19 protein-coding genes and 1 pseudogene are annotated in these 24,784 nt (G+C 70.0%); 8 read left to right on the forward strand and 12 right to left on the reverse strand.

Going from position 1 to position 24,784, the window contains the following annotated elements; genetic code table 11:
* Nucleotides 1–910: FUSC family protein (locus tag H5J33_RS02005; protein WP_181793049.1), on the forward strand; the 910-nt coding region annotated here is incomplete at its 5' end.
* A gap of 116 nt (nucleotides 911–1,026) precedes the next feature.
* Nucleotides 1,027–2,064, forward strand: a complete 1,038-nt coding sequence (locus tag H5J33_RS02010; protein ID WP_181793050.1) for a lactonase family protein — start codon at nucleotides 1,027–1,029, stop codon at nucleotides 2,062–2,064.
* On the opposite strand, the gene H5J33_RS02015 is transcribed toward H5J33_RS02010, so the two are convergent.
* The 5 genes from H5J33_RS02015 to H5J33_RS02035 are packed head-to-tail and all read right to left on the reverse strand — an operon-like array spanning nucleotide 2,013 to nucleotide 7,556.
* A complete protein-coding gene (locus H5J33_RS02015; RefSeq protein ID WP_309485289.1) occupies nucleotides 2,013–3,059 on the reverse strand; it encodes a dipeptide/oligopeptide/nickel ABC transporter ATP-binding protein in 1,047 nt (348 codons plus the stop codon). The genes H5J33_RS02010 and H5J33_RS02015 overlap by 52 nt on opposite strands.
* Complete coding sequence (locus H5J33_RS02020; protein ID WP_181793051.1) at nucleotides 3,052–4,026, reverse strand: ABC transporter ATP-binding protein; 975 nt, start codon at nucleotides 4,024–4,026, stop codon at nucleotides 3,052–3,054. Before H5J33_RS02020 ends, H5J33_RS02015 begins: the two co-directional genes overlap by 8 nt.
* A gap of 7 nt (nucleotides 4,027–4,033) precedes the next feature.
* Nucleotides 4,034–5,014, reverse strand: a complete 981-nt coding sequence (locus H5J33_RS02025; RefSeq protein ID WP_181793052.1) for an ABC transporter permease — start codon at nucleotides 5,012–5,014, stop codon at nucleotides 4,034–4,036.
* Nucleotides 5,007–5,927, reverse strand: coding sequence for an ABC transporter permease (locus H5J33_RS02030; RefSeq protein ID WP_181793053.1), 921 nt, complete (start codon nucleotides 5,925–5,927; stop codon nucleotides 5,007–5,009). Before H5J33_RS02030 ends, H5J33_RS02025 begins: the two co-directional genes overlap by 8 nt.
* A 3-nt stretch (nucleotides 5,928–5,930) precedes the next feature.
* On the reverse strand, nucleotides 5,931–7,556 hold the full coding sequence (locus H5J33_RS02035; protein WP_181793054.1) for an ABC transporter substrate-binding protein: 1,626 nt from the start codon (nucleotides 7,554–7,556) through the stop codon (nucleotides 5,931–5,933).
* A gap of 465 nt (nucleotides 7,557–8,021) precedes the next feature.
* On the opposite strand from H5J33_RS02035, the gene H5J33_RS02040 reads away from it, so the two are divergent.
* From H5J33_RS02040 to H5J33_RS02065, 6 genes are all read left to right on the forward strand, one after another.
* Nucleotides 8,022–9,050, forward strand: coding sequence for an ABC transporter permease (locus H5J33_RS02040; protein WP_181793055.1), 1,029 nt, complete (start codon nucleotides 8,022–8,024; stop codon nucleotides 9,048–9,050).
* 78 nt (nucleotides 9,051–9,128) lie between these two features.
* Nucleotides 9,129–10,910 carry an ABC transporter substrate-binding protein gene (locus tag H5J33_RS02045; RefSeq protein WP_181793056.1) on the forward strand — a complete coding sequence of 594 codons (1,782 nt, stop codon included), beginning with the start codon at nucleotides 9,129–9,131 and terminating at the stop codon, nucleotides 10,908–10,910.
* Between the two features lie 84 nt (nucleotides 10,911–10,994).
* A complete protein-coding gene (locus H5J33_RS02050; RefSeq protein WP_181793057.1) occupies nucleotides 10,995–11,975 on the forward strand; it encodes an ABC transporter permease in 981 nt (326 codons plus the stop codon).
* Between the two features lie 10 nt (nucleotides 11,976–11,985).
* Nucleotides 11,986–13,011, forward strand: coding sequence for an ABC transporter ATP-binding protein (locus H5J33_RS02055; protein WP_181793058.1), 1,026 nt, complete (start codon nucleotides 11,986–11,988; stop codon nucleotides 13,009–13,011).
* A 26-nt stretch (nucleotides 13,012–13,037) separates the two neighbouring features.
* A complete protein-coding gene (locus H5J33_RS02060) occupies nucleotides 13,038–14,081 on the forward strand; it encodes an ABC transporter ATP-binding protein (protein WP_181793059.1) in 1,044 nt (347 codons plus the stop codon).
* Between the two features lie 233 nt (nucleotides 14,082–14,314).
* On the forward strand, nucleotides 14,315–15,055 hold the full coding sequence (locus tag H5J33_RS02065; protein WP_181793060.1) for a trans-aconitate 2-methyltransferase: 741 nt from the start codon (nucleotides 14,315–14,317) through the stop codon (nucleotides 15,053–15,055).
* 41 nt (nucleotides 15,056–15,096) lie between these two features.
* Here the strand turns inward: H5J33_RS02065 and H5J33_RS02070 are convergent, their stop codons facing one another.
* The 7 genes and pseudogenes from H5J33_RS02070 to H5J33_RS02100 all read right to left on the reverse strand — a co-directional run.
* Entirely contained in the window at nucleotides 15,097–16,221 is a 1,125-nt protein-coding gene (locus H5J33_RS02070) for an ABC transporter ATP-binding protein (protein WP_181793061.1), read from the reverse strand.
* Nucleotides 16,218–17,297 carry an ABC transporter ATP-binding protein gene (locus H5J33_RS02075; protein ID WP_181793062.1) on the reverse strand — a complete coding sequence of 360 codons (1,080 nt, stop codon included), beginning with the start codon at nucleotides 17,295–17,297 and terminating at the stop codon, nucleotides 16,218–16,220. The genes H5J33_RS02070 and H5J33_RS02075 overlap by 4 nt, the downstream gene beginning before the upstream one ends.
* Before the next feature lie 14 nt (nucleotides 17,298–17,311).
* Nucleotides 17,312–18,289 carry an ABC transporter permease gene (locus H5J33_RS02080; RefSeq protein ID WP_181793063.1) on the reverse strand — a complete coding sequence of 326 codons (978 nt, stop codon included), beginning with the start codon at nucleotides 18,287–18,289 and terminating at the stop codon, nucleotides 17,312–17,314.
* Between the two features lie 102 nt (nucleotides 18,290–18,391).
* Entirely contained in the window at nucleotides 18,392–20,185 is a 1,794-nt protein-coding gene (locus H5J33_RS02085) for an ABC transporter substrate-binding protein (RefSeq protein ID WP_181793064.1), read from the reverse strand.
* A 104-nt stretch (nucleotides 20,186–20,289) separates the two neighbouring features.
* Nucleotides 20,290–21,330: an ABC transporter permease gene (locus H5J33_RS02090; protein ID WP_181793065.1), complete on the reverse strand. Its 1,041-nt coding sequence runs from the start codon at nucleotides 21,328–21,330 to the stop codon at nucleotides 20,290–20,292.
* A gap of 481 nt (nucleotides 21,331–21,811) precedes the next feature.
* On the reverse strand, nucleotides 21,812–23,719 hold the full coding sequence (gene typA, locus H5J33_RS02095) for a translational GTPase TypA (RefSeq protein WP_181793066.1): 1,908 nt from the start codon (nucleotides 23,717–23,719) through the stop codon (nucleotides 21,812–21,814).
* Between the two features lie 134 nt (nucleotides 23,720–23,853).
* Nucleotides 23,854–24,784, reverse strand: a pseudogene (locus H5J33_RS02100) (ABC transporter family substrate-binding protein); the annotation flags it as partial.

Raw genomic sequence — 24,784 nt, forward strand, 5'->3', positions numbered from 1 at the left:
GGCCGGCTTCGCGCTCGTGGCGGGGCAGCTGGTGTCGGGACAGCGCTGGTACTGGGCCGTCGGCGCCACCTGGTGGATCTTCGTCAACACCGCCTCGCGCGGCGAGACCCTGGTGCGCGGCTTCCGCAGGGTCCTCGGCACGGTCCTCGGCATCGGCCTGGGCCTCCTCGTCGCCGTCCCCGTGCACGGTGCGCCCGTCCCGACGGCCGTCCTCGTCGCCGTCTGCGTCTTCGGCATCTTCTACACCGCCGCCGTCTCCTACACCTGGATGATGCTCTGGGTGACCCTGCTCGCCACCTCCCTCTACGGCCTGCTCGGTGTCCTCAGTCCCGGACTGCTCGCGCTGCGGCTCGCCGAGACCGGGGTCGGCGCGCTCGGTGCCGCGCTCGCCGTCCTGTTCGTGCTCCCGGTCACCACGCACGCCACCACCGACGCCTGGATCCAGCGGGCCCTGCGCTGCGTGCACGCCTGCACCGCCGAGGCCGCGGCCCGGCTGGCCGGCTCCGCCACGGCCGACCCCGCCCCGCGCGTCGCCGAACTGGAGCAGCTGCTCGGCCGGGTACGGCTGTCGGTGGCGCCGCTGGTGCACCCGCTGAACCCGATGCCGGCCCGCAAGGCGCGGGCCCGCCGGGTCCTGGCGCTGCTCGACGACTGCGCCCGCGAGGTGCGCGGCCTGGTCGCCGTCGCGGCCGATCCCGAGGCCTCCCACGACGCCCGTCTCGCCGCCGCCTGCTGGCGGGTCGAAGCGGCTGTCGAGGCCCTCACCGACGGCCGCGCCGAACCCGTCGCGCACCCCGCCGACCCGCCCGCCGAACCCGCCCTCGCCCATCTGCACGGCCTGGAACGCGCCCTCGCCGACCTCGCCGAGCCGCTGCGCACGCCGTCCCGGACCCGGCTGGTCGGGGCCTGAGCGTCCCGGGACGGCACGAACCGCCCCGCCACCGCCCCTTGGTCTAGACCGCACTGCGCGGGCTGCTACCGTCGGCCCCGGACCGGCTCGACGGGCTCGACCGAGAGGGGACAGCGGTGGCAGGGGACGGCAGGGCGGGCAGGCGCCGGGCGTTCATCGGATCGTTCACGGCGGCGGGCGGCCCCGGACTGGTGACCGCCGAGGTCGCGCCGGGCGGCGGGGCCCTCACCCTGCTGTCCGCCGTCAAGGACGTCCCCGACCCCTCCTACCTCGCCCTCGCACCGGACGGGCACACCCTGTACGCGGTCAGCGAGACCGCCGAGGGCGCCGTCGCCGCCTACCGTGTCACCGGTGACCGGCCGGAACCCGTCGGCGCCCCGGTGCCGGTGGGCGGCAGCGGACCCACTCACCTCGGCCTGTACGCCGGGCACGTACTGACCGCCAACTACGGCTGCGGCAGCGTCACCGCCGTACCCCTGCGCCCGGACGGCACGCTCGCCGGCGCGCCCTCCGGACGGCTCCAGCACACCGGCTCCGGACCGCACGACCGGCGCCAGCGCGGCCCGCACGCCCACCAGGTGCAGCCCGACCCCAGCGGCCGGTGGGCCGTCAGCGTCGACCTCGGCACGGACTCGGTCCGGGTGTGCACCCTGGTGGACGGCAGCCCCGCCGTGCACCGCGAGTTCGCCCTGCGCCCCGGCTCCGGCCCGCGCCACCTCGCCTTCCACCCGGACGGCGGCCACGCCTACGTGGTCAACGAACTGACCCCCACGGTCACGGTGTGCCGCTGGGACGCCGGGCGTGGCACGCTGAAGCCCCTGACCGAGGTCCCCGTGCTGCGCGACGCGCCGGCCGGCGACGCCTACCCGTCGGGGATCGCCGTCTCGCCCGACGGCCGCTTCGTGTGGACCGCGACCCGCGGCGAGGACGTCCTCTCGGTCCTCGCCGTCGAGGCGGACGGGCTCCGGCTGACCGGTACGGTGCCCTGCGGCGGGCACTGGCCGCGCGCGCTGGCCGAACACGACGGCTTCCTCTACGCGGCCAACGAGCGCTCCGGCGACGTCTCCTGGTTCGCCGTGGACCCGACGACGGGCGTCCCCCGCTACGACGGCTCGGTGCGGGTCGCCGCGGCCTCCTGCGTCGTCTTCGGCTGAGGGGACGGGAGCGTACCGCCGTGAGGCTCCGCGCCGCCCGGGAACGGCGACGGGCCCGCTCCGGGAAGGAGCGGGCCCCGTGTCGTACGCGAGCCCTGAGCCCAGGTGGCGCCGGCGTCCGGCGGATCAGCGGACCGGAACGCCCTGGGGCTGCTGCGGGGCGATGCCCAGCGCCGTCGTGTACTTGGCGAGCGCGAGCTTGCCGACCGCCGGGTACGCGCCCAGCGCCTCGGCCGTCGCGCAGCCCGCCTCCTCGCCGCGGCGAGCAGCTCCGGGCCGCTCTCCACGATCCGGCCCAGGTACATCACCCCGACCCGGTCCGAGATGTGCCGCACCACCGACAGGTCGTGCGCGATGAAGACGTAGGAGAGGCCGAACTCCGCCTGGAGCCGGGCCATCAGGTTGACCACCTGCGCCTGCACCGAGACGTCCAGGGCGGACACCGGCTCGTCGGCGACCACGATCTCCGGGCGCAGTGCCAGCGCCCGGGCGATGCCGATGCGCTGGCGCTGGCCGCCGGAGAACTGGTGGGGGTAGCGGCCCGCGTAGTCCGGGTCCAGGCCGACCACGTCCAGCAGCTCCCGCACCCTTCGGCGCCGGTCGCCCTTGGGGGCCGTCTCGGGGTGGATCTCGTACGGCTCCCCGACGATGTCCCCGACCGTCATCCGGGGGTTGAGCGAGGTGTAGGGGTCCTGGAAGACCATCTGGACGGAGCGGCGCACGGCCTTCAGCGCACGGCCGGACAGGGCGGTGACGTCCTCGCCCTTGAACCGGATGGTGCCGGCCGTCGGGCGCTCCAGACGGCACAGCAGCCGGGCCACCGTCGACTTGCCGCAGCCCGACTCGCCGACCAGGCCCAGGGTCTCGCCCCGGCCGAGCGTGAAGTCGACGCCGTCGACCGCCTTCACCGCGCCGACCTGCTTGCGCAGCAGCACGCCCCGGGTGAGGGGGTAGTGCTTGACCAGCCCGGTCACCTCCAGGATCGGCTCAGCCACGCAGGCACTCCCTCCAGAAGTGGCAGGCGCTGCCCCGGCCGCCGGGCACCTCGTACAGCGGGGGCTCCTCGGTGCGGCACACGTCCTGGGCCATCGGGCAGCGCGGGTGGAAGGAGCAGCCGGGCGGGATACGCGCCGGGTTCGGCGGCAGGCCCTTGATGGCGTACAGCTCGCGGCCCTTGCGGTCCAGGCGGGGCACCGAGTCCAGCAGCCCGCGGGTATAGGGGTGGGCCGGGGCCCGGTAGAGGTCGCGCACGGGCGCGGACTCGACGATCCTCCCGGCGTACATCACCGCGATCCGGTCGGCGACGTCCGCGACCACGCCCAGGTCGTGGGTGATCAGGATCAGCCCCATGCGGTACTCGCGCCGCAGCTGAGCCAGCAGGTCCATGACCTGGGCCTGCACCGTGACGTCCAGGGCGGTGGTGGGCTCGTCGGCGATGACGAGGGCCGGCCGCAGGGCCAGCGCCATGGCGATCATGATGCGCTGGCGCATGCCGCCGGAGAACTGGTGCGGGTAGTCCCGCACCCGCTGGGCCGCCGCCGGGATGCGCACCCGCTCCATCAGCTCCACCGCCCGGGCCCGGGCGTCCTTGCGGGACATCCCCCGGTGCACGACGAACATCTCCCCGAGCTGGTCCCCCACGGTGAGCACCGGGTTGAGGGCCGACAGCGCGTCCTGGAAGATCATCGCCATCGCGGCGCCCCGGATCCGGCGCCGCTCCTTCTCCTTGAGGGTGAGCAGGTCCCGGCCCTGGAACAGGACGCGCCCGCCGGTGATCCGGCCGGGCGGGGTGTCCAGGATGCCCATCACGGCCTGCGCGGTGACGGACTTGCCGGAGCCGGACTCGCCGAGCACGGCCAGGGTCTCGCCCTCGTCCACCGCGTAGCCGACCCCGTCGACGGCCCGGGCGACGCCGTCCCGGGTCCGGAACTCCACGCACAGGTCCCGCACTTCGAGCAGCACGGCGCCGTCACCTCAGCTTCGGGTCGAGGGCGTCGCGGACCGCGTCGCCGAGCATGATGAAGGCCAGCACCGTCACGGCCAGGGCGCCCGAGGGCCACAGCAGGGCGTGCGGGGCGTTGCGGACGAAGGGGGAGGCTGCGGAGATGTCGATGCCCCAGGAGACGCTGGGCGGTCTGAGGCCGACGCCGAGGTAGGACAGGGTCGCCTCCAGGGCGATGTAGGTGCCGAGCGCGATGGTGGCGACGACGATGACGGGCGCCACCGCGTTGGGGGCGATGTGCCTGAGCAGGATGCGGGTGTGGGAGGCGCCGAGGGCGCGGGCGGCCTGGACGTAGTCGTTCTGCTTGACGGTGATGACCGAGCCGCGCGCGATCCGGGAGATCTGCGGCCACCCCAGCAGCACCATGAAGCCGACGACCGGCCAGACCGTGGTGGAGGCGATCATCGAGAGCAGGACCAGGCCGCCGAGGACGACCGGGATGGCGAAGAAGATGTCGGTGAGCCGGGACAGCAGCGCGTCCCACAGGCCGCCGAAGTAGCCCGCGAGCCCGCCGAGCACCGAGCCGAGCAGCGCCACCCCGAGCGTGGCGCACAGGCCGACCGTGACGGAGGTCCGGGCGCCGTGGACGGTGCGGGTGTAGACGTTGCAGCCCTGGCCGTCGTAGCCGAAGGGGGCGCCCGGGGCCGGGCCGTCCTGGGATCTGGCCAGGTCGCAGCTCAGGGGCGAGCCGGGGGCGATCAGCGAGGGCCACAGGGAGATCAGCACCAGGAAGCAGATGACCAGGGCCGACAGCAGGAAGACGGGGTTGCGGCGCAGGTCCCGCCAGGCGTCGGACCACAGGGAGCGGGGGCGGCCGGACGGGGCCGGCCCCGGTGCGCCGCCCGGTGTCCCCTCCAGCGTGACGGCCTCGCTCGCGCCGAGGTCCATCGCGCCGCCCATGCCGGTGCCGGCGATCGCGCCTTCGGGCTCGTAGGGCTGTTCAGGCATGGCGGATCCTCGGATCGAGTACGGCGTACAGCAGGTCGACGAGCAGGTTGGCCACCAGGAAGACGAGGACCAGCACGGTCACGAAGCCGACGACGGTCTGGCTGTTCTGGCGCAGGATGCCCTGGTAGAGCTGGAAGCCGACGCCGTGGATGTTGAAGATCCGCTCGGTGACGATGGCGCCGCCCATCAGCGCGCCGATGTCGGTGCCGATGAAGGTGACCACGGGGATGAGCGAGTTGCGCAGCAGGTGCCGGGTGACGACCCGGCGGCGGGGCAGGCCTTTGGCGACGGCGGTGCGGACGTGGTCGGAGCGCCGGTTCTCGGCGAGGGAGGTGCGGGTCAGCCGGGTGACGTAGGCGAGCGAGACGGAGGCGAGGACCAGCCCGGGCACGATCAGCTCGTCGAAACCGCCGGCGCGCACCGAGGGTCTGATCCACTGCCACTTGATGCCGAGCAGCAGTTGCAGCAGCAGGCCGGTGACGAAGGTCGGCACGGAGATGACCACCAGGGTGGCCAGCAGCACCGCGGTGTCCACCGGCCGGCCGCGCCTGAGCCCGGTCACCACGCCCAGGGTGACGCCGACGACGACCTCGAAGAGGACGGCGACGACGGTCAGCCGGACGGTGACCGGGAACGCCGTCGCCATCAGCTCGGTGACGGGCTGTCCGTTGAACGCCGTGCCGAAATCGCCGGTGAACACCTTCCCCATGTAGGCGAGGTACTGCCGCCACACCGGCTGGTCGAGGCCGAACTCCCGTCTGAGCTGGGCGGCGGTCGCCGGGTCGCAGGCCCGTTCGCCGCACAGGCCTGCCACGGGATCGCCCATCACGTTGACCATCAGGAAGATCAGCAGCGTGGCCCCGACGAACACCGGGATCATCTGGAGCAGCCGGCGCAGGATGTGGCGTCCCATGGCTCAGCCGACCCTGATCTCGTTGTAGACGGGCACGCTGAAGGGGTTGAGCGCCACGTGGGACAGCCGCTCGGAGTAGCCGGCGTTGCCGTTCTGGTACCACAGCGGGATCGCCGCCATGTGGTCCCTGACGACCTGCTCGGCCCGCTGGAAGAGGGCGACGGACCGGGCGGGGTCGGTCTCGGCGTTGGCCATGTCGACCAGCCGGTCGAATTCCCCGTTGGACCAGGTGCCGTCGTTGGAGGAGGCGCCGGTGTAGTAGAGGGGCTGGAGGAAGTTCTGGATGAGCGGGTAGTCCATCTGCCAGCCCGCCCGGAACGGGCCGGTCATCCGGTGCCCGCCGAGCTGGTTGCGGAAGTCGGCGAAGGTGCCGACGGGGTTGCCGACGCAGGCCCGGTCGTCGCCGAGCGCGTTGTTGATGGAGTTGCACACCGCGTCGACCCACTGCCGGTGCGAGCCGGAGTCCGCGTTGTAGGTGACGGTGAGCCGGCCGCCGGGGATGCCGCCGCCCTCCTCGATCAGCCGGCGCGCCCGGCCGGGGTCGTAGTCGCACGCCCTGCCGCACAGGCCCTTCTTGTAGCCGCCGGCCGCGCCGAGCACCGGGGAGGTCCAGTCGGTGGCCGGGGTGCGGGTGCCGCGGAAGATCGTGTCGGTGATCTGCCGGCGGTTGATCGCCATCGACAGCCCGGTGCGGACCTTCTCCGCGCCGGGTGTGTTCCAGGCCTTGTCGTAATAGGGGAAGGCGAGGGTCTGGATGATGCCCGCGGGGGTGTTGAGGTAGCGGTCGCCCAGGTCGCCCTTCACGTTCTTCAGCTGGGCGGCGGGGATGTCGTCGGCGAGGTCGAGGTTGCCGGCCAGCAGGTCGGTGTAGGCGGTGTTGCTGTCGGTGTAGACGAGCAGGGTCACGCCGTCGTTGCGCGCCTTGTCCGGGCCGGGGTAGCCGTCCCACTTCTTCAGGTACATCTGCGCGCCCTTTGTATAGGACTCGATGGTGTACGGCCCGTTGCCGACCGGCTTGCGCACCCAGGCCGCGTGGTCGGTGAAGAAGGCGCGGGGCAGCGGGGCGAAGGCCGCGTAGCCGAGGGTGTCGGGGAAGCCGGAGAACTTCTGGTTGAGCCGGACGGTGAAGGTGTGGTCGTCCACCACCCTCAGTCCGCTCAGGGTGCCGGCGCGCTGCCGGCCGCTTTCGGGGTGGACCTCGTCGTAGCCGTCGATGTAGCCGAAGAAGTAGGCGTTCTTCTGGTTGTTGCGCAGGCTCGCCCCGTAGTTCCAGGCGTCGACGAAGGAGCGGGCGGTCACCTTCTCTCCGTTGGAGAAGAACCAGCCGTCTTTGAGGCGGACGGTGAAGGTGCGCGAGTCGCGGGTCTCGATGGAGCGGGCCAGCCAGTTGCGGGCCTTGCCCGTTTTCGGGTCGTACCGCTTCAGGCCCCGGAAGATCATGTCGAGGACCTTGCCGCCCTGCACCTCGTTGGTGTTGGCCGGCTCGAGCGGGTTCTGCGGGTCGGTCCAGGAGGAGCTGAGCACCGCGCCGCCGTTGCCGCCGGCGCCCGCGCCCGCGCAGCCCGTGGCGGCGAGCGCCAGGGCCAGCGCCGCGCCGGCGGCCCGTCGGGCGTGCCTGCCGCACCGCATGGCGTGCCTCCTCGATGAGCCGGAAAACGAGTACGGGTCGAGGGACACATACCGCGCGCGGCTGCCCCGTACCGCCCGAAAAGACGGCCTTTAGGGGGACGCGTCATCCGATTGCAGGCACCCGGCGCGCGGCCATTGATGATCTTGACCATCCAGCGCAATAGATCTTCGCGTAACGATGCCGAAACGTTGGATTGGGACGGGGTGATGTACGCATGTCGACACTCCACCGTCCGCATATCGAACTCCTTGCCCGTTTCGCGTGGTTGGTCCGATGTGAAGCACGGATTGATTACGGCGTGCTACCCGCGTAGCTACGGAACGATCAAGGAAGAGTAAAGAAGGTAAAGAGAAAACCAAGGCGGCCGAGAATTTATTGACCTTGAATGAATTGCGTTGAAAAAGTCCGGCGTAGCCCGTAGGGGAGCGCCCTGCGGAGCCTTGACCCACAAGGCACGGAGCATCATGACCCCCGCAACCCCTTCCCCGGCCACCCCGCTCGAGGTGACCGACGAAGACAGCGCCGCATCGGCGAAGCCCGGCACCCCCAAGGGCGGCGACAGCCGCTCTCCGGGACGGCTGGCCTGGATCCGCTTCAAGCGGGACCGGACGGGCGTCATATCCGCCTTCGTGGTGATCCTCTTCTTCGTCGTCGGCATCCTCGCCCCGCTCATAGCCAAGCTGTACGGCAAGGACCCGTACACCACCTACGGCATGAACATCCCGGGCCTGCTGAACGAGTTCAACTACCCGGTCAAGCCCAACGGCGGCATCAGCTCCGACTTCTGGTTCGGCATCGAGCCGCAGCTCGGGCGGGACGTCTTCACCTTCCTGCTCTACGGCATCCGCAACTCGCTGCTGATCGCGGCCGTGGCCGCCCTGCTGACGACCCTGCTCGGCGTCGTCGTCGGCATCACCGCCGGTTACCTCGGCGGCAAGACGGACTACTTCGTCGGCCGGGTGATCGACATCCTGCTGGCGTTCCCGCAGACCCTCTTCTTCATCGCCTTCTGGCCCGTGGTGCTGGCGATCTTCGTCTCGCCGGAGGAGAACACCCCGGTCTGGCTGACCGTCACCAGCCTCATCCTCGTGATGACGGCCTTCGGCTGGGCCTCCATCGCCCGACTGCTGCGCGGCGAGGTGCTCGCCCTGCGCGAGCGGGAGTTCGTGGAGGCGGCCAAGGTGACCGGCGCGTCCCCGGCGCGCATCATCTTCAAGGAACTGCTGCCGAACCTGTGGACGCCGATCCTCATCCAGGCAACACTCCTGCTGCCCGCGTACGTCACGGCGGAGGCAGGCCTCGCCTTCCTCGGCGTCGGTCTGTCGGACCCCACCCCCGACTGGGGCGTGATGATCCAGAACGGCGCCAAGGTGTACCAGGACGACATCACCTTCATGCTCTTCCCGGGCCTGTCGATGGTGATCTTCGTGGTCGCCTTCAACCTCCTCGGTGACTCGGTCCGCGACGCCCTGGACCCCAAGACCAAGCGCTGAGCTCCATCCCCGGCCACGGCGACGGGGCCCGGCCGGGGTCCCAGCACCACTTCGTTCCTCCAGCAGAACAGGCCAGCCATGTCCTTTTCCCGCAGAAACTTCCTGATCGCCACCTCCGTCGCGGCCGCGGGCTCGACGGTGCTGTCCGCGTGCAGCAGCGGTGACGGGGGCGGCGGCGGCACCCCGAGCGCCGGCGCCACGAAGTACACCGGCGCCCAGGCCACCGTCGGCACCAAGGCCGACTCCACCGGCCCCGCCCCGGAGGTCCCCGGCGCGAAGAAGGGCGGGACGATCTACGGCCTGGCCCCGGACGACTTCTCGCACCTGGACCCGCAGCGCATCTACTACGCGTACAACTCCACCGTCGCGAACGTGCTGCACCGCTGCCTGACCGGCTACAAGATCGACGCGCAGGGCCGGCAGAAGCTGGTCGGCGACCTGGCCACCGACACCGGCACCCCCTCCGCCGACAACAAGACCTGGACCTTCACGCTGAAGGAGGGTCTGAAGTGGGAGGACGGCAGCGAGCTGACCGTCGAGGACGTCCGCCACGGCATCGAGCGCTCCTGGGCGCCGTTCGTCACCGAGGGCGCCGACTACGTCCAGCGGGCGCTGACCGGCAAGTCCGGCAAGTGGCGTGACGCCTACGAGGGCCCGTACAAGGGGAAGCACCTCGACTCGATCGTCACCGACAAGGCGAAGCGGACGATCACCTTCAAGCTGGCCGAGGCCAAGCCGGACTTCAACTTCACGCTGGCGATGCACTCCTACGCCGCGGTGCCGGCGAAGCTGGACACCAAGGAGAAGTACGACAAGAAGCCGGTCGCCTCCGGCCCGTACATGGTCAAGGCGCACACCACCGACAAGTCGATGGTGCTGGTCCGCAACAAGCACTGGGACCCGAACACCGACCCGATCCGCAACGCCTACCCGGACAGCTTCGAGTTCCACTTCGGCGTCGAGACGCTGGACAGTGTCGACCGCCTCATCGCCTCCCAGGGCAACGACGCCTACGCCGTCTCGATCTACAAGGGCGTCCCGGCCGAGCGCATCCAGAAGGTCCTCACCGACCCGGACCTGAAGAAGCGCACCTTCAACGGCCTGCTCACCGGCACCTACTTCTACTGGATCAACACCAAGCGCGTCACGGACCTGAAGGTCCGCCAGGCCCTCATCCACGCCTGGCCGCTCCAGCAGATCCGGCAGATCTACGGCGGCCCGTCGGCCGGCGACTTCGCCACCTCCGTCCTCAGCCCCGACATCATCGGCTACCAGAAGACCGATGTGTACGGCAAGCTCAAGAAGCCGCAGGGCGACCCGGAGGCCGCGAAGAAGCTGCTGAAGGAGGCCGGCAAGCTCGGTCAGAAGATCGTCTACGCCTTCCCGCAGGACCCGACCTACAACAAGACCAAGGTCGTCATCGAGAACGCCCTGAAGGCAGCCGGCTTCACCCCGGTCATCAAGCCGCTCGAGTCCACGGCGTACTACGACCAGGTCCAGCAGATCGACAACAGCTACGACGTGATGTGGGGCGGCTGGTCCCCGGACTGGCCGACCGCCTTCACCATGATCCAGCCGCTGCTCGACGGCGAGGCCATCGGCAACGGCAAGAACAACGTCTCGCAGACCAACGTCGACTGGATCAACGAGGGCATCAGGAAGAACGCCGTCATCCCTGACCAGCAGGAGGCCGGCAAGGCCTGGGCCGCGCTCGACAAGCGGATCATGGAGGAGGTCGCCCCGCTCATCCCCGAGACGTACCAGCGTCGCTTCTACGTCTACGGAAACAAGGTCGGCGGCGCCCAGTTCGACCCGAACTTCTCCGCCACGCTGCTGTACAAGACCTTCGTCAAGGCCTGACGTACGGCCCCCTAGGCGGGGCGGCCCGGGTGGCCGCCCCGCCCCTTCACCCCCTACGGCATCCGTCAGGAAATCCCAACTGCCATGTTCCGCTTCCTCATCCGCCGGATCCTCGGCGCTGCGGTGATCCTGCTGATCATCAGCGCTTTGGTGTTCGTCCTGTTCTACGCCGCCCCGCGTGACCCCGCCCGCATCGCCTGCGGCAAGGTCTGCACCCCAGAGACCCTGGAGCTGGTGAAGAAGAACCTGGCGATCAACGACCCGCTCCCCGTGCAGTACTGGGAATGGCTCAAGGGCCTGTTCGTGGGGCGGGACTACTCCTCGTTCGGGCACTGTGACGCGCCGTGCCTGGGATTCTCCTTCCAGAGCCGCGAGCCGGTGCTGGACACCATCCTGGACCGCTTCCCGACCACCATCTCGCTGTCCCTCGGCGCCGCCGTGGTCTTCCTGATCTTCGGTGTCGGCACCGGCATGCTGGCCGCCGTCAAGCAGGGCAAGGCGCTGGACAAGATCGCCAGCTCGGCCTCGCTGATCGCCTCCTCGATGCAGATCTACGTGGTCGGCGTGTTCGCCACCTACCTCCTGGTCGACCAACTGCACCTGCTGGACCGGGCGAACTACACGCCGTTCACCGACAATCCCGGCAAGTGGTTCTCCGGCCTGCTGGTGCCGTGGCTGGTGCTGTCGCTGATCTTCACCGCGAACTACACCCGTATGACGCGTTCGCAGATGGTCGAGTCGCTCACCCAGGACTACGTGCGCACCGCGCGCGCCAAGGGCCTGTCCCGCCGCACGGTGTTCTTCCGGTTCGCCTGGCGCGGTGCCATGGGCCCGATCATCACCATCTTCGGCCTCGACCTCGGTGTGCTGCTCGGCGGCGCCATCATCACCGAGTCGACCTTCAGCCTCCAGGGCCTCGGCATGCTCTCGGTGAAGGCGGTGCAGAACAACGATCTGCCGATGCTGCTGGGTGTCGTCGTGGTCGCCGCCGGCGCGATCGTCATCTTCAACATCATCGTGGACACCGTGTACGCCCTGATCGACCCGCGCGTGCGCCTCGCCTAAGGAGAGACCCATGAGCACCCCCTTCCTCTCCGTCCGCGACCTCAAGGTGCACTTCTCCACCGAGGACGGTGTCGTCAAGGCCGTCGACGGGCTCTCCTTCGACCTGGAGAAGGGCAAGACCCTCGGCATCGTCGGCGAGTCCGGCTCCGGCAAGTCCGTCACCAACATGGCGATCCTGGGCCTGCACGACCCGCGCAACACCGCCCTCGACGGCGAGATCCTGCTCGACGGCAAGGAGCTGGTCACCGCCACCGAGAAGGAGCTGGAGCAGCTCCGCGGCAACAAGATGTCGATGATCTTCCAGGACGCGCTGGCCTCGCTGTCGCCGTACCACACCATCGGTGCGCAGATCGGCGAGACGTACCGCAAGCACACCGGCTGCTCCAAGAAGCAGGCCCGGGAGCGTGCGGTCGAGATGCTCCGCCGGGTCGGCATCCCGCAGCCCGACGTCCGGGTGGACGACTACCCGCACCAGTTCTCCGGCGGTATGCGCCAGCGCGCGATGATCGCCATGGCGCTGGTGTGCGACCCCGAGCTGCTGATCGCCGACGAGCCGACCACGGCCCTCGACGTGACGGTCCAGGCGCAGATCATGGACCTGCTGAAGGACCTCCAGCAGGAGTTCGGCACCGCGATCATCTTCATCACCCACGACCTGGGCGTCATCGCGGACATCGCGGACGACGTGCTGGTGATGTACGGCGGCCGGTGCGTGGAGCGCGGCACGAAGAAGGAAGTGCTCCAGACCCCGCAGCACCCGTACACGCTGGGGCTGCTCGGTTCCATGCCGAGCCTGGACGGGCCGGTCGACGTACCGCTGTCGCCGATCCCCGGCTCGCCGCCCTCCCTGCTCAACCCGCCGTCCGGCTGCCGCTTCCACCCCCGGTGCGCGTTCGCCGACCAGGTGGCCGGCGGGCGGTGCTCCAGTGAGCGGCCCGCGCTGGAGTTCGTGGACGGGCGGGCCGCCGCCTGCCATCTGACGCCGGAGCAGAAGCGCGAGTTGTTCTCCGACTACGCCGCGGCCCGCACCCACTGACGGTCTTCAGACGGGACTTCACCACCATGAGCAGCACCACCCCCCTCCTGGACGTCTCCGGGCTCACCAAGCACTTCCCGATCAAGGGCGGCTTCCCCATCAAGCGGACCGTCGGTGCCGTCCAGGCCGTCGACGGGCTGGACTTCCAGGTCGCCGCGGGCGAGAGCCTGGGCCTGGTCGGCGAGTCCGGCTGCGGCAAGTCGACCACCGGCCGGCTGATCACCCGCCTGCTGGAACCGACCGGCGGCAAGATCACCTACCGGGGCCAGGACATCACGCACGCCGGCCGCCGGGACCTGGCGCCGATCCGCTCCGAGATCCAGATGATCTTCCAGGACCCGTACGCCTCGCTGAACCCGCGGCAGACGGTCGGCAAGATCATCTCCGGGCCGATGGAGATCAACGGCATCGACCCGGAGGGCGGCCGGGAGAAGCGGGTCCGGGAACTGCTGGAGATCGTCGGCCTGAACCCGGAGCACTACAACCGGTTCCCGCACGAGTTCTCCGGCGGCCAGCGCCAGCGCATCGGCGTGGCCCGCGCCCTCGCCCTGGAACCGAAGCTGATCGTCGCCGACGAACCGGTCTCCGCCCTGGACGTCTCCATCCAGGCCCAGGTCGTCAACCTGCTCCAGAAGGTGCAGAAGGAACTCGGCATCGCGTTCGTGTTCATCGCCCACGACCTCGCGATCGTCCGGCACTTCTCCCAGCGCGTCGCCGTCATGTACCTCGGCAAGATCGTGGAGATCGCCGACCGCGACGACCTGTACGGCAACCCGCGCCACCCCTACACGCGGGCCCTGCTCTCCGCCGTGCCCGAGGCGACGGTGGAGGAGGAGCCGCGCGAGCGCATCCGGCTGACCGGTGACGTGCCGTCGCCGATCAACCCGCCCTCCGGCTGCCGCTTCCGCACCCGCTGCTGGAAGGCGACCGAGAAGTGCGCGTCGGAGGCGCCGCCGCTGGTGCGGGTCGAGGGCAACCGGGACGGCCACCTCACGGCCTGCCACTACCCGGAGGCCTCGGACACCGTGCCCGCCCCGCGCCTTTCCAAGGACCCCGAGGCGGCGGCCTGACACACCCCTTTCCGTCAGCCGCCCCCTCGCGGAACGGACTTTCACCGGCCCATTGACCCGAGCCCATGAACGTCCGCTCCAGGGGACGAGGGCCCGTGCCTGCCCAGGCACGGGCCCTCCTTCGTGTCCGCCGGTTCGCACCGTTGGACAACAACTCCCTTGTATTCCAAAGGACTTCAAACAAGTGCGCCGTTCCCGGGCCGTCGTCCGGGGCCGTGTGTCACACTGCCGCGGTGGTGGACCAAGCCTTCGCCGATCCCTCGCTCGCCGCGCTCTACGACCGCCTCAACCCCTGGGGCCCGGGTGACGACTTCTACCTCGGACTGCTGCGGGCGGCGGGCTCCGTGCTCGACATCGGCTGCGGCACCGGGCAGTTGCTGCGCCGGGCCCGCGCCGAGGGCCACTCCGGGCGGCTGGTGGGGCTCGACCCGGCCGCGGCCATGCTCGTCCAGGCCCGCCGCGCCCGGCCCGACGTCGAGTGGGTGCTCGGCGATGTGCGGGTCCGGCACTGGCGGGCGGAGTTCGACCTCGTCGTGATGACCGGGCACGCCTTCCAGGAGCTGGTGACGGACGAGGAGATCCGGGTCTGTCTGCGAGCCGTCCGCACGGCCCTCCGGGACGGCGGGCGGTTCGTGTTCGACACCCGCAACCCCGGTGCCCGCGCCTGGGAGCGCTGGACCCCGGACCGGGTGCACGAGATCACCGCTCCCGACGGTGCCCCGGTGCGGGTCTGGCACGAGACGCTCGGCACCGGCCCGGAGCGGGGCCGGGTGCGCTTCACCGAGACCTACGCCGGCCCGCACTGGCCGGCCCCGCGCTCCGTGCACAGTGTCCTGCGCTTCCTGGACACCGCGGCGCTGGACGACTTCCTCGCCGAGGCGGACCTGACGGTGAGCGCGCGCCACGGCGACTGGGACCGGGCCCCGCTCGCCCCCACGGCCCCGGAAATCATCACGGTGGCCCGCCGGGCCTGAACCGGCGGACGGGCCCGGCGGAACGCTGGTGCGACTCGCGCTCACTCCCCCTGTTCCTCCTCCAGCGCCGTCAGAGCCGGGTCCAGCACGATGTCCTCGGCCCGGGCGCCGGTGCTCGGGTCCTCCGGGAAGTGGCAGGCCGTGAGGTGGCCGTCCCGGTTGCCGGAGAGCCGGACCAGCGGGGGCTCCTCGGTCGCGCACCGGTCCTGCGCCTTCCAGCAGCGGGTGCGGAAGCGGCAGCCGGAGGGCGGGGAGATGGGGGACGGCACGTCGCCGGCCAGCCGGATGCGCTCGCGCCTGGGCGCCTCGCCCTCCCCGGTCAGGGTCACCTCGGGGACGGCGGAGAGCAGGGCGTGGGTGTAGGGGTGGCGCGGACGGGTGTAGATGGAGTCGCGGTCCCCCATCTCGATGATCTTGCCGAGGTACATGACGGCGACGCGCTGGGAGAAGTGCCGGACGATCGCGAGGTCGTGGGCGATGAACACGAACGCGATGCCGAGTTCCTTCTGCACCTTCTGGAGCAGGTTGACGACCTGGGCCTGGATGGAGACGTCCAGGGCGGAGACCGGTTCGTCGGCGACGATCAGCTTCGGTTCCAGGGCGAGGGCGCGGGCCACGCCGATGCGCTGGCGCTGGCCGCCGGAGAACTCGTGCGGGAACCGGTTGTAGTGCTCCGGGTTCAGGCCGACGATCTCCAGCAGTTCCCGGACCCGCTTCTCCCGGCCGCCCTCCGGGTCGATGCCGTTGATCTCCATCGGCCCAGAGATGATCTTGCCGACCGTCTGCCGCGGGTTCAGCGACGAGTACGGGTCCTGGAAGATCATCTGGATCTCGGAGCGGATGGGGGCGAGCTGTCTGCGCGTGGCGTGGCTGATGTCCCGGCCGCGGTAGGTGATCGTCCCGCCGGTCGGTTCCAGCAGGCGGGTGATCAGCCGGCCGGTGGTCGACTTGCCGCAGCCGGACTCGCCGACCAGGCCGAAGCTCTCCCCCGCGTGCACGGTCAGGTCCAGCCCGTCGACGGCCTGGACGGCACCGACGGTCCGCTTGACGGGGAAGCCGCCCTTGACGGGGAAGTGCTTGACCAGCCCGGAGACCTCCAGCAGGGGTTCCGCCGGCGCGCCGGCAGCGGTCTCGCGGGCGGCGGGGAGGACCAGGTCCTCTTTCATGACGGTTGTCCTCCCCAGCCCAGTCGGGGCCTGATCTCTTCGGCGAAGATGGTGCGCTTCTGCCCGGCGCCGAGGTGGCACGCCGAGGAGCGGCCCGGTGCGAGCGCGGGGCTCTCGGTGACGCAGCGGTCGCCGCCGACCCGGTCCCGGAAGGCGCACCGGGGGTGGAAGCGGCAGCCGGACGGCGGGGTGAGCAGGCTCGGCGGGGTCCCGGGAATGGGGGTCAGCGGGGTGGCGAGGTCGGAGTCCAGCCGGGGCATGGAGTTCAGCAGCCCCCAGGTGTACGGGTGCCGCGGCGAGCGGAGCACCTCGTCGACCGTGCCGCGCTCCACCGCCCGCCCGGCGTACATGACCATGATGTCGTCGGCCATGTCGGCGATGACCCCGAGGTCGTGGGTGATGAAGACGATCGCCGTGCCGAACTCCCGCTGGAGGTCCTTCAGCAGGTCCAGGATCTGGGCCTGCACGGTCACGTCCAGCGCGGTGGTCGGCTCGTCGGCGATCAGGAGGTCCGGGTCGCACACCAGCGCCATGGCGATCATCGCGCGCTGGCGCATACCGCCGGAGAACTGGTGCGGATAGTCCCGGGCGCGCTCCGCCGGGTTCGGGATGCCGACCTTGCCGAGCATCTCCACGGCGCGTTCCCAGGCGGCCTTCTTGGAGGCGCCGGTGTGCTTCATGTACGGCTCGGCGATCTGCCGGCCGATGGTGTAGAAGGGCGACAGCGCGGTGAGCGGGTCCTGGAAGATCATCGCCACCCGGTTGCCGCGGAGCCGCTCCAGCTCCTTCTCGGTGGCGGTGATCAGCTCCTTGCCGTCCAGGACGATCTCCCCCTCGACGGTCGTGAACAACGGGTCGTGCAGCCCGAGGATGGTCAGGTTGGTGACCGACTTGCCCGAGCCGGACTCGCCCACGATGCCGAGGGTCCGGCCGCGGTCGACGCCGAAGGACAGCCCGTCGACGGCCCGGACCGGTCCGTCCTCGGTGGAGAACGTCACCTGGAGATCGCGCACCGAGAGGAATCCGCCCGGCCCGGTCGGGGCCGGCGCGCCCTCGGCCTTGGTCACTGTGGTCACGATGGCTGGTCTTCCTAGGAGAGCCGGATGCGGGGGTCGATCCACGCGTAGGTGATGTCGGTGAGGATGTTGATGACCAGGATGAAGAAGGCGCCGAACAGCATCACGCCCATCGTCAGCGGCAGGTCCTTGTTGACCGCTCCGTCCACGGCGAGCCGGCCGATGCCCTGGAGGGAGAAGGTCAGTTCGGTGACGACGGCGCCGCCGAGCATGGAGCTGACGTCGATGCCGAGGATGGTGACGATGGGGATGAGCGAGCCGCGCCAGGCGTAGCGCAGGAAGACGTATCTGCGGGACATGCCCTTGGCGCGGGCGGTGCGCACATGGTCCTCGGCGAGCTGCTCGATCATCGACGAGCGGGCCATACGGGTGTACTGCGCGGTGAAGATCGTGGCCAGCACGCAGACCGGGATCGACATCCCGACGAACCAGCCGACCGGGTCCCGGGTGAGGGGCACGTACTTGGGGTCCTCCATCCAGCCGGTGCTGTAGACGAGGATCGTCAGCACGACCGGGCCGAGGAAGTAGATCTGGAAGGAGCTGAGCACCATGGAGGTGCCGGTGGCGACCTTGTCCACCAGGGTGCCGCGCCGGTAGGCGGCGATCATGCCGGCGCCGATCCCGACGATGAGGAAGACGACGGCGCCGCCGGCGGTGAGGGTGAGGGTCAGCGGGAACCGGTCCATGATGGTGCTCCAGACCATGTCCCCGGAGTAGAACGACACGCCCAGGCAGGGCGCCGAGCAGTGACCGGTCGGGAAGTCGCGGCCCGTCACGATGCCGGACATGAAGTCCCAGAACTGCTGGGCCAGGGGCAGGTCGAGCCCCAGCGCCTCCCTGATGTCCGCCAGCCGCTGGGGCGAGCAGTCCTTGCCGCAGGCCAGGGAGGCGTAGTCGGAGGGTGCGGCCACGAAGAGGAAGAACGTCGCCGCCCCGATGAGGAACAGCGTGACGAAGGCGCCGACCGTGCGCCGGAGGATGAACTGGACCATGGCGGGCTGGCTGCTCTCTGCGGAGTCGGTGGGAGACGGTGGGCGGGGGCCGGGGAGGCGGGGCGCCCGCCGCGCGGCGCGCCCCGCCTCCCCGGCCGGGCGTCACGACTTCAGGTACAGCCGGTTGATGTCGATGAGGCTGGACACCGTGCCGTAGCGGGCGCCACCCACGTTGGAGCCGGAGAGCTGGAACTGCTTCGCGTACCACAGGGGGGCCGCCGGGAGGACGTTCTCCAGCACGTAGTGGTGGGCTTCCCTCCAGGTCTTGGCGGCCTCGGCCGGCTGCTGGGTCAGCGCCTTCTTGATGAGGGCGTCGACCTTCGGGTCCTTCACGTGCGAGTAGTTGGAGGAGCCGTCGAAGACCTGCGAGCCGTCGTAGATCGGGGTGACGACCGTGCCCGGGGACGGCCAGTCCTGGCCCCAGCCGGTGATGTAGATGTCGTAGGGGTTGTCGATCTTGCCGAGCTGCTCGTAGTAGCTGGCCGCGTCGATCTCCTTGGCCACGACGTCGAAGCCGGCCTTGCTCAGCGCGTCCTCGAGGGCGACCTTGCGCAGCTGGCCCTGCTCGCTGTTCGCGTAGGCGAGGACGAGCTTCTTCTCGGCGGCCGGGACGTCCTTCAGGATCTCCTTGGCCTTGGCGGGGTTGCCCTGCGGGGTCTTCAGCCGGCCGTAGGGGTCGTAGGAGGGCTCGAACCCGGGCAGCGTCGGCGCGAAGAGGTTCGGCGCGACCTCACCGCCGTACGCGCCGCCCTCGCCGGCGATGAGGGACTTGGAGTTGACCGCGTAGGTGACGGCCTCGCGGACCTTCTTGTCCTTGACCCGGTCGAGGTTGAAGGTCAGCGCCATGACGTAGGGCTGGTAGCCCCTGACGGTGCGCTTGTTGACCTCCGGGTTCTTGATGACGTCCTGGATCTGGGTGGCGTCGACACCGCCGGTGAGCTGGATGGCGTTCCTGTTGTTGCCCTCGTCCGCGATCAGCCGCTTGGTCTGGGTGGACTCGGTGACGCCGAACTGGATGGTGAAACCATCGACGTACTGGTGGCGCACGGAGTCGGTCTTCGGGTCCCAGTTGGTGTTGCGCACCAGCTTCAGGGTCTTGCCGGCCTTGTTCTCCGCGACCTTGTACGGTCCGGTGGCGACCGGCTTCTTCTCGTACCGCTCCTTGGTGTCGCCCTTCGCGGGGACGATGGCGTAGCCGTGCATGGCGAGCGTCTGCGGCAGGTCCGGGCGCGGCTGGTCGAAGTGGAAGACCACCGTCTTGTCGTCGGGGGTGTCCAGCACCGAGGCCGGCAGGTGCTTGCCGTCGAAGCCGCCGCCGGGCAGGGCCTTGCGGTAGTCGGTGCCGCTCAGCCAGGTCTGCAGATAGGTGGGGCCGTCGAAGATGAACTTCGCGTACTGGCGCTCGACGGTGTGCCGGACGTCGGCCGAGGTGAGGGCGTTGCCGTTCTCGTCCTTGATGCCGTCCTTCAGGGTGAAGGTCCAGGTCTTGCCGCCGTCGGAGGGCTTGCCGGAGTCGGTGGCGAGGTCGCCGACGACCGAGACGTTGCCCTTGTCGTCCTCCTGGAACTGGGTCAGGCGGCGGAAGAGCAGGTTGGCGACCTGGCCGGAGTCGTTGACGTAGATCTGGCCGGGGTCCAGATGGGACAGGCCCGATTCCTGGTAGACGGTGATCGTGCCGCCGGACCTCGCGCCGGGCACCTCCTTCGCAGGTCCGGTCGATCCCGCGGCGTCGACGTAGGCGACCGGTTTGGACTGGACCGCCGCCTCCTTCTGGTCCCCCTTGGTGTCCTTTCCGGACTTGCCGCCCTCGTTCTTCGAGCAGGCCGTGAGAGCGAGGGAGCCGGCCGCGAGGGCGATCACGACGGCACGCGCTGCGCGGGCACGCTGAGACATCATGTGGGCTGTCCACCTACCTGTCGGGTCTGTTATCCGTGAGATCTGCCGGGCGCCGGCCGCGCGGGCCGGCGGGGGCGGCAGCCACCCCCCACCCAACGGACGTGCTAGCGCCCGGACTTGGGGTCGAACGCGTCCCGTACGGAGTCCCCGAGGAGGTTGAAGCACAGGACGAAGATCACCAGCGCCACCCCGGGGAAGAACATGAACGCCGGGTCCTGTTCGGCGTACCGGGCGCCGGCGGCGAAGAGGCGTCCCCAGTCGGGCGTCGGCTCGACGAAGCCGACCCCGGCGAAGGACAGGAAGGCGATGCTGAGGATCGTGTTGGGCAGCTGGTACGTGAACTGCACCAGGATCGGGGTGACGACGTTGGGCAGGATCTCCTTGCGGACGATCCGCCACGGCGAGGCGCCCGAGACCCTGGCCGCCTCCACGAACTCCCTTTCGCGCAGGGAGAGTACGGTGGAGCGCACCAGCCGGGCCATGCCCATCCAGCCCAGCAGCCACAGCACGATCAGCATCGCCAGGGCGCGGAAGTAGGTCGGCGTCTCCTCGCGCGGGTCCACGAAGAACGACGTCACGACGGGCATGAACGCGATGAAGAACAGCTGCTGCGGAAAGGAGAGGAAGAAGTCGGTGCCGCGGCCGATCCAGTAGTCCGTGCGGCCGCCGAAGTACCCGCCGATCAGGCCGATCACGACCCCGGTGAGCATGAGCAGGACGGTGATGCCGAGCGCCATGTACAGGGAGGTGCGCATGCCGTACAGCAGCATGGCGAAGAGATCACGGCCGTACTGCGGCTCGACCCCGAACCAGTGCGCGCCCGAGACGCCCCCCAAGTAGCCGAGCGGAAGCCCGAATTCGTCGAGCACGGGCCGGTCGGCGTAGGCGGGATCCTGGCCGTAGAGGGTGTACGGGTCGGTGCCGGGCAGCTTCACCAGCAGCGGCGCGAGCAGCGCGACGACGAAGTAGGCGATCACCACCACGGCACAGACCACGCCCGTGCGGTCGCGCCTGAAGCGCAGCCACATCAGCCGGCCGGGCGACCGGCCCGCGAGTTCGACGGCCTGACCCCCTGACTCCGGCGGTAACGCGCCGGAGACGACGGCCGACGCCCCGCCGCCCTCTGTATCGATAGGACTTGTCACGGTTCGTCCGTTTCACAGGTATAAGTGTGAGAGATACCCGGGTACTCCGAGGACGCGCGTGACCACGGTCGGACGCGCGTGATGGCTGGGGTTCCCTCCTCATGACTTCACGTGTTCACCAACGGGAGGGGGTTTCCGTCTTCCCTCCGACACCCCTGACGGAGGGTCAGACACCCCCTGGTGCTCGTGAGTCGGGCACTGTCCCCACAGTGCGAGACCCATTGACCCGAGCGCTACGCCGCTAACTATCTGCCATGGCCCGACTACCGACCACCGCCCGTAGATCTCAATTCAGTCACAGCTCGCGCGTAGACCTTCCAAAATCTGGACAAACTGTTCGCTGGAAGAAGGCGCGAAACGGACTTGTTACATGGCTATCGGGCACCGATCACCGCATGTCGGACATGGGGTCCCCGAAAACGGGTTGCAAAAAGCCCGGGTGTCCCCTGACGGGGACACCCGGGCTCCGGGGCCGGGAGGATCAGCCGTGCTTGGCGCGGCTCGCGGCGCGGGCGCGGTCACGCTGGTCGAGCACGACCTTGCGGATGCGAACGGCCTCCGGGGTCACCTCGACGCACTCGTCGTCGCGGCAGAACTCCAGCGACTGCTCCAGCGACAGCTTGCGCGGCGGCACGATCGACTCGGTCACATCGGCCGTCGACGACCGCATGTTGGTGAGCTTCTTCTCCTTGGTGATGTTGACGTCCATGTCGTCGGAGCGGGAGTTCTCACCGACGATCATGCCCTCGTACACCTCGGTGCCCGGCTCCACGAAGAGCACGCCGCGCTCCTGGAGGTTCGTCATCGCGAACGCGGTGACGGCACCGGCGCGGTCGGCGACCAGGGAGCCGTTGTTCCGGGTCTGCAGGGTGCCGAACCAGGGCTCGTGGCCCTCGTGGATGGAGTGGGCGATGCCGGTGCCGCGGGTCTGGGTCAGGAACTCGGTGCGGAAGCCGATCAGACCACGGGACGGCACCACGAACTCCATGCGGACCCAGCCGGAGCCGTGGTTCGACATGTTGTCCATGCGGCCCTTGCGGACGCCCATGAGCTGGGTGACCGCGCCCATGTGCTCCTCGGGCACGTCGATCGTCATGCGCTCGACCGGCTCGTAGACCTTGCCGTCGACCTCCTTGGTGACGACCTGCGGCTTGCCGACGGTCAGCTCGTAGCCCTCCCGGCGCATGGTCTCGACCAGGATGGCGAGCGCCAGCTCACCACGGCCCTGGACCTCCCAGGCGTCCGGACGCTCGGTCTCGAGCACCCGGAGGCTGACGTTACCGATCAGCTCGCGGTCCAGGCGGTCCTTGACCTGGCGGGCGGTGACCTTGCGGTCCTTGACGGCCGCCTTGTTGTCGGCGCCCTTGCCGGTGGCACCCCGGCCGACCAGCGGCGAGGTGTTGGTGCCGATCACCATGGAGATGGCCGGCTCGTCCACCGTGATCAGCGGCAGCGGAACCGGGTTCTCCGGGTCGGCCAGCGTCTCGCCGATCATGATGTCCGGGATGCCGGCGACCGCGCAGATGTCACCCGGGCCGGCCTTCTCGGCGGGCTTGCGGGTGAGCGCCTCGGTCATCATCAGCTCGGAGATCCGCACGTTCTGCACGGAGCCGTCGCGCTTGATCCAGGCCACGGTCTGGCCCTTGCGCAGCTCGCCCTGCTCGACGCGGAGCAGGGCGATGCGGCCGAGGAAGTTGTCGGCGTCGAGGTTGGTGACGTGGGCCTGGAGCGGGGCGTCCTCGTCGTAGGTGGGGGCCGGGATGTGCTCCAGGATCGTGGAGAAGAACGGCTCCAGGCTGGTGGAGTCGGCCGGGACCGTGCCGTCCTCCGGCTTGGTCAGCGAGGCGATGCCGTCACGGCCGCAGGCGTAGACGATCGGGAACTCGATCTGCTCCTCGTCCGCGTCCAGGTCGAGGAAGAGGTCGTAGGTCTCGTTGACGACCTCGTCGATGCGGGAGTCCGGGCGGTCCGTCTTGTTGATGCACAGGATGACGGGCAGGCGCTGCTGGAGCGCCTTGCGCAGCACGAAGCGGGTCTGCGGCAGCGGGCCCTCGGAGGCGTCGACGAGCAGGACGACACCGTCGACCATCGACAGACCACGCTCGACCTCGCCGCCGAAGTCGGCGTGGCCGGGGGTGTCGATGATGTTGATGGTGATCGGTTCCCCGCCGTCCTTCGGGTGGTACTTGACCGCCGTGTTCTTGGCGAGGATCGTGATGCCCTTCTCACGCTCCAGGTCGTTCGAGTCCATCACCCGGTCGTCGACCTGGTCGAGCTGATGGGCGGCGAAGGCACCGGCCTGCTTCAGCATGCCGTCGACGATGGTGGTCTTGCCGTGGTCGACGTGGGCGACGATGGCGACGTTGCGGATGTCGTGGCGCGTGGCCATATTGTGGCGTACTCCCGGAGTGTGCGGTCTGCCCTGCGCGTACGTCCGTGTCGCGCGGGTCCTGCCGGGCTGGACACGCCACGGCCTCACCCCATGGTACGTGGCCGCCGCCGAAGGGGCCTCCCCGGGCCGTCCTAGCCCTTGCTCTTGCCCGGGGCCGGCGAGACCTTCGCCCCCTTCTTCAGGAAGCCCATGTCCTCGTAGACCGGCGTCTGGAACCCGAAGGCCCCCGCGTTGACGACGTTCTTGCGCGCCCCCACCAGCTGCGGGCGCTGGTAGAGCGGGATGGAGCCCGCCGCCGCCCAGATCCGGGAGTCGGCCTTCTTGATCAGGTCCCGTGCCTCGTCCTCGTCCAGGGTGGTCCCGGCCTGGTCGAAGAGCTGGTCCACCTGGTCGGTGCCGACCCGGGTGTAGTTCTGCTCGACGTTCACCGAGCCGTCCGCCGCCGGCAGCGGCTTGGCGTAGATCGGCCGGGCGTCGGTCGCCGGGAAGGCGGTGGCGGGCCAGGAGTACAGCGCGAGGTCGTAGTCGCCGGCGGCGATGTGGTCCTTGAAGTAGCTCTCGTCGGAGACCTTGGTGATCGTCGCGCGGATGCCGACCTGCTCCAGCATGGCGGAGATCCGCTCGGCGACCGAGTTCAGGGTGTCCGAGCCGGGGCCGGAGGGCAGTACGAAGCGCAGCGCGAGCGGCTTGCCGTCCTTGGCGAGTGGCCCGGCCGGCGCGGCGGCCGGGGCGGCCGTGCCCTTGGGGGCGTAGGCACCGGGGGCGCCGCCGTGCCGGCCCTCCCGGGCCTGCTGGTCGCCGGCGGTCTCGTGGCGGTTGCCCTTGTCGTCCTCGCCGACGATGTACGCGCCGTCCTCGCCGCCCTCCGAGACGTCCTCGCCGTGGTGCTCGGAGCCCGCCGCCTTCTGGGTCTTGCGCTGCTCCTTCAGCGGGCCGCCGCGCACCCAGCCGGCGTCGGCGAGCAGCGCCTGGGCCTCCTTGGCGTCCTGGGCACCGAGCGCGCCGCTGTTGTCGGCGTAGGCGGCCTGCCCGGACAGGGCCAGGTGGCTGCCGACGGGCACG

This window comes from Streptomyces sp. WELS2 (genome assembly GCF_013870595.1).
In the GTDB taxonomy this organism is placed as follows: domain Bacteria; phylum Actinomycetota; class Actinomycetes; order Streptomycetales; family Streptomycetaceae; genus Streptomyces.

Bases quoted from the DNA above. Each gene is read 5' to 3' on its own strand.
- H5J33_RS02025 (WP_181793052.1), bottom strand. From the start codon at position 5,014: ATGCCTGAACAGCCCTACGAGCCCGAAGGCGCGATCGCCGGCACCGGC.
- H5J33_RS02030 (WP_181793053.1), bottom strand. From the start codon at position 5,927: ATGGGACGCCACATCCTGCGCCGGCTGCTCCAGATGATCCCGGTGTTC.
- H5J33_RS02035 (WP_181793054.1), bottom strand. From the start codon at position 7,556: ATGCGGTGCGGCAGGCACGCCCGACGGGCCGCCGGCGCGGCGCTGGCC.
- H5J33_RS02040 (WP_181793055.1), top strand. From the start codon at position 8,022: ATGACCCCCGCAACCCCTTCCCCGGCCACCCCGCTCGAGGTGACCGAC.
- H5J33_RS02045 (WP_181793056.1), top strand. From the start codon at position 9,129: ATGTCCTTTTCCCGCAGAAACTTCCTGATCGCCACCTCCGTCGCGGCC.
- H5J33_RS02050 (WP_181793057.1), top strand. From the start codon at position 10,995: ATGTTCCGCTTCCTCATCCGCCGGATCCTCGGCGCTGCGGTGATCCTG.
- H5J33_RS02055 (WP_181793058.1), top strand. From the start codon at position 11,986: ATGAGCACCCCCTTCCTCTCCGTCCGCGACCTCAAGGTGCACTTCTCC.
- H5J33_RS02060 (WP_181793059.1), top strand. From the start codon at position 13,038: ATGAGCAGCACCACCCCCCTCCTGGACGTCTCCGGGCTCACCAAGCAC.
- H5J33_RS02070 (WP_181793061.1), bottom strand. From the start codon at position 16,221: ATGAAAGAGGACCTGGTCCTCCCCGCCGCCCGCGAGACCGCTGCCGGC.
- H5J33_RS02080 (WP_181793063.1), bottom strand. From the start codon at position 18,289: ATGGTCCAGTTCATCCTCCGGCGCACGGTCGGCGCCTTCGTCACGCTG.
- H5J33_RS02085 (WP_181793064.1), bottom strand. From the start codon at position 20,185: ATGATGTCTCAGCGTGCCCGCGCAGCGCGTGCCGTCGTGATCGCCCTC.
- typA (WP_181793066.1), bottom strand. From the start codon at position 23,719: ATGGCCACGCGCCACGACATCCGCAACGTCGCCATCGTCGCCCACGTC.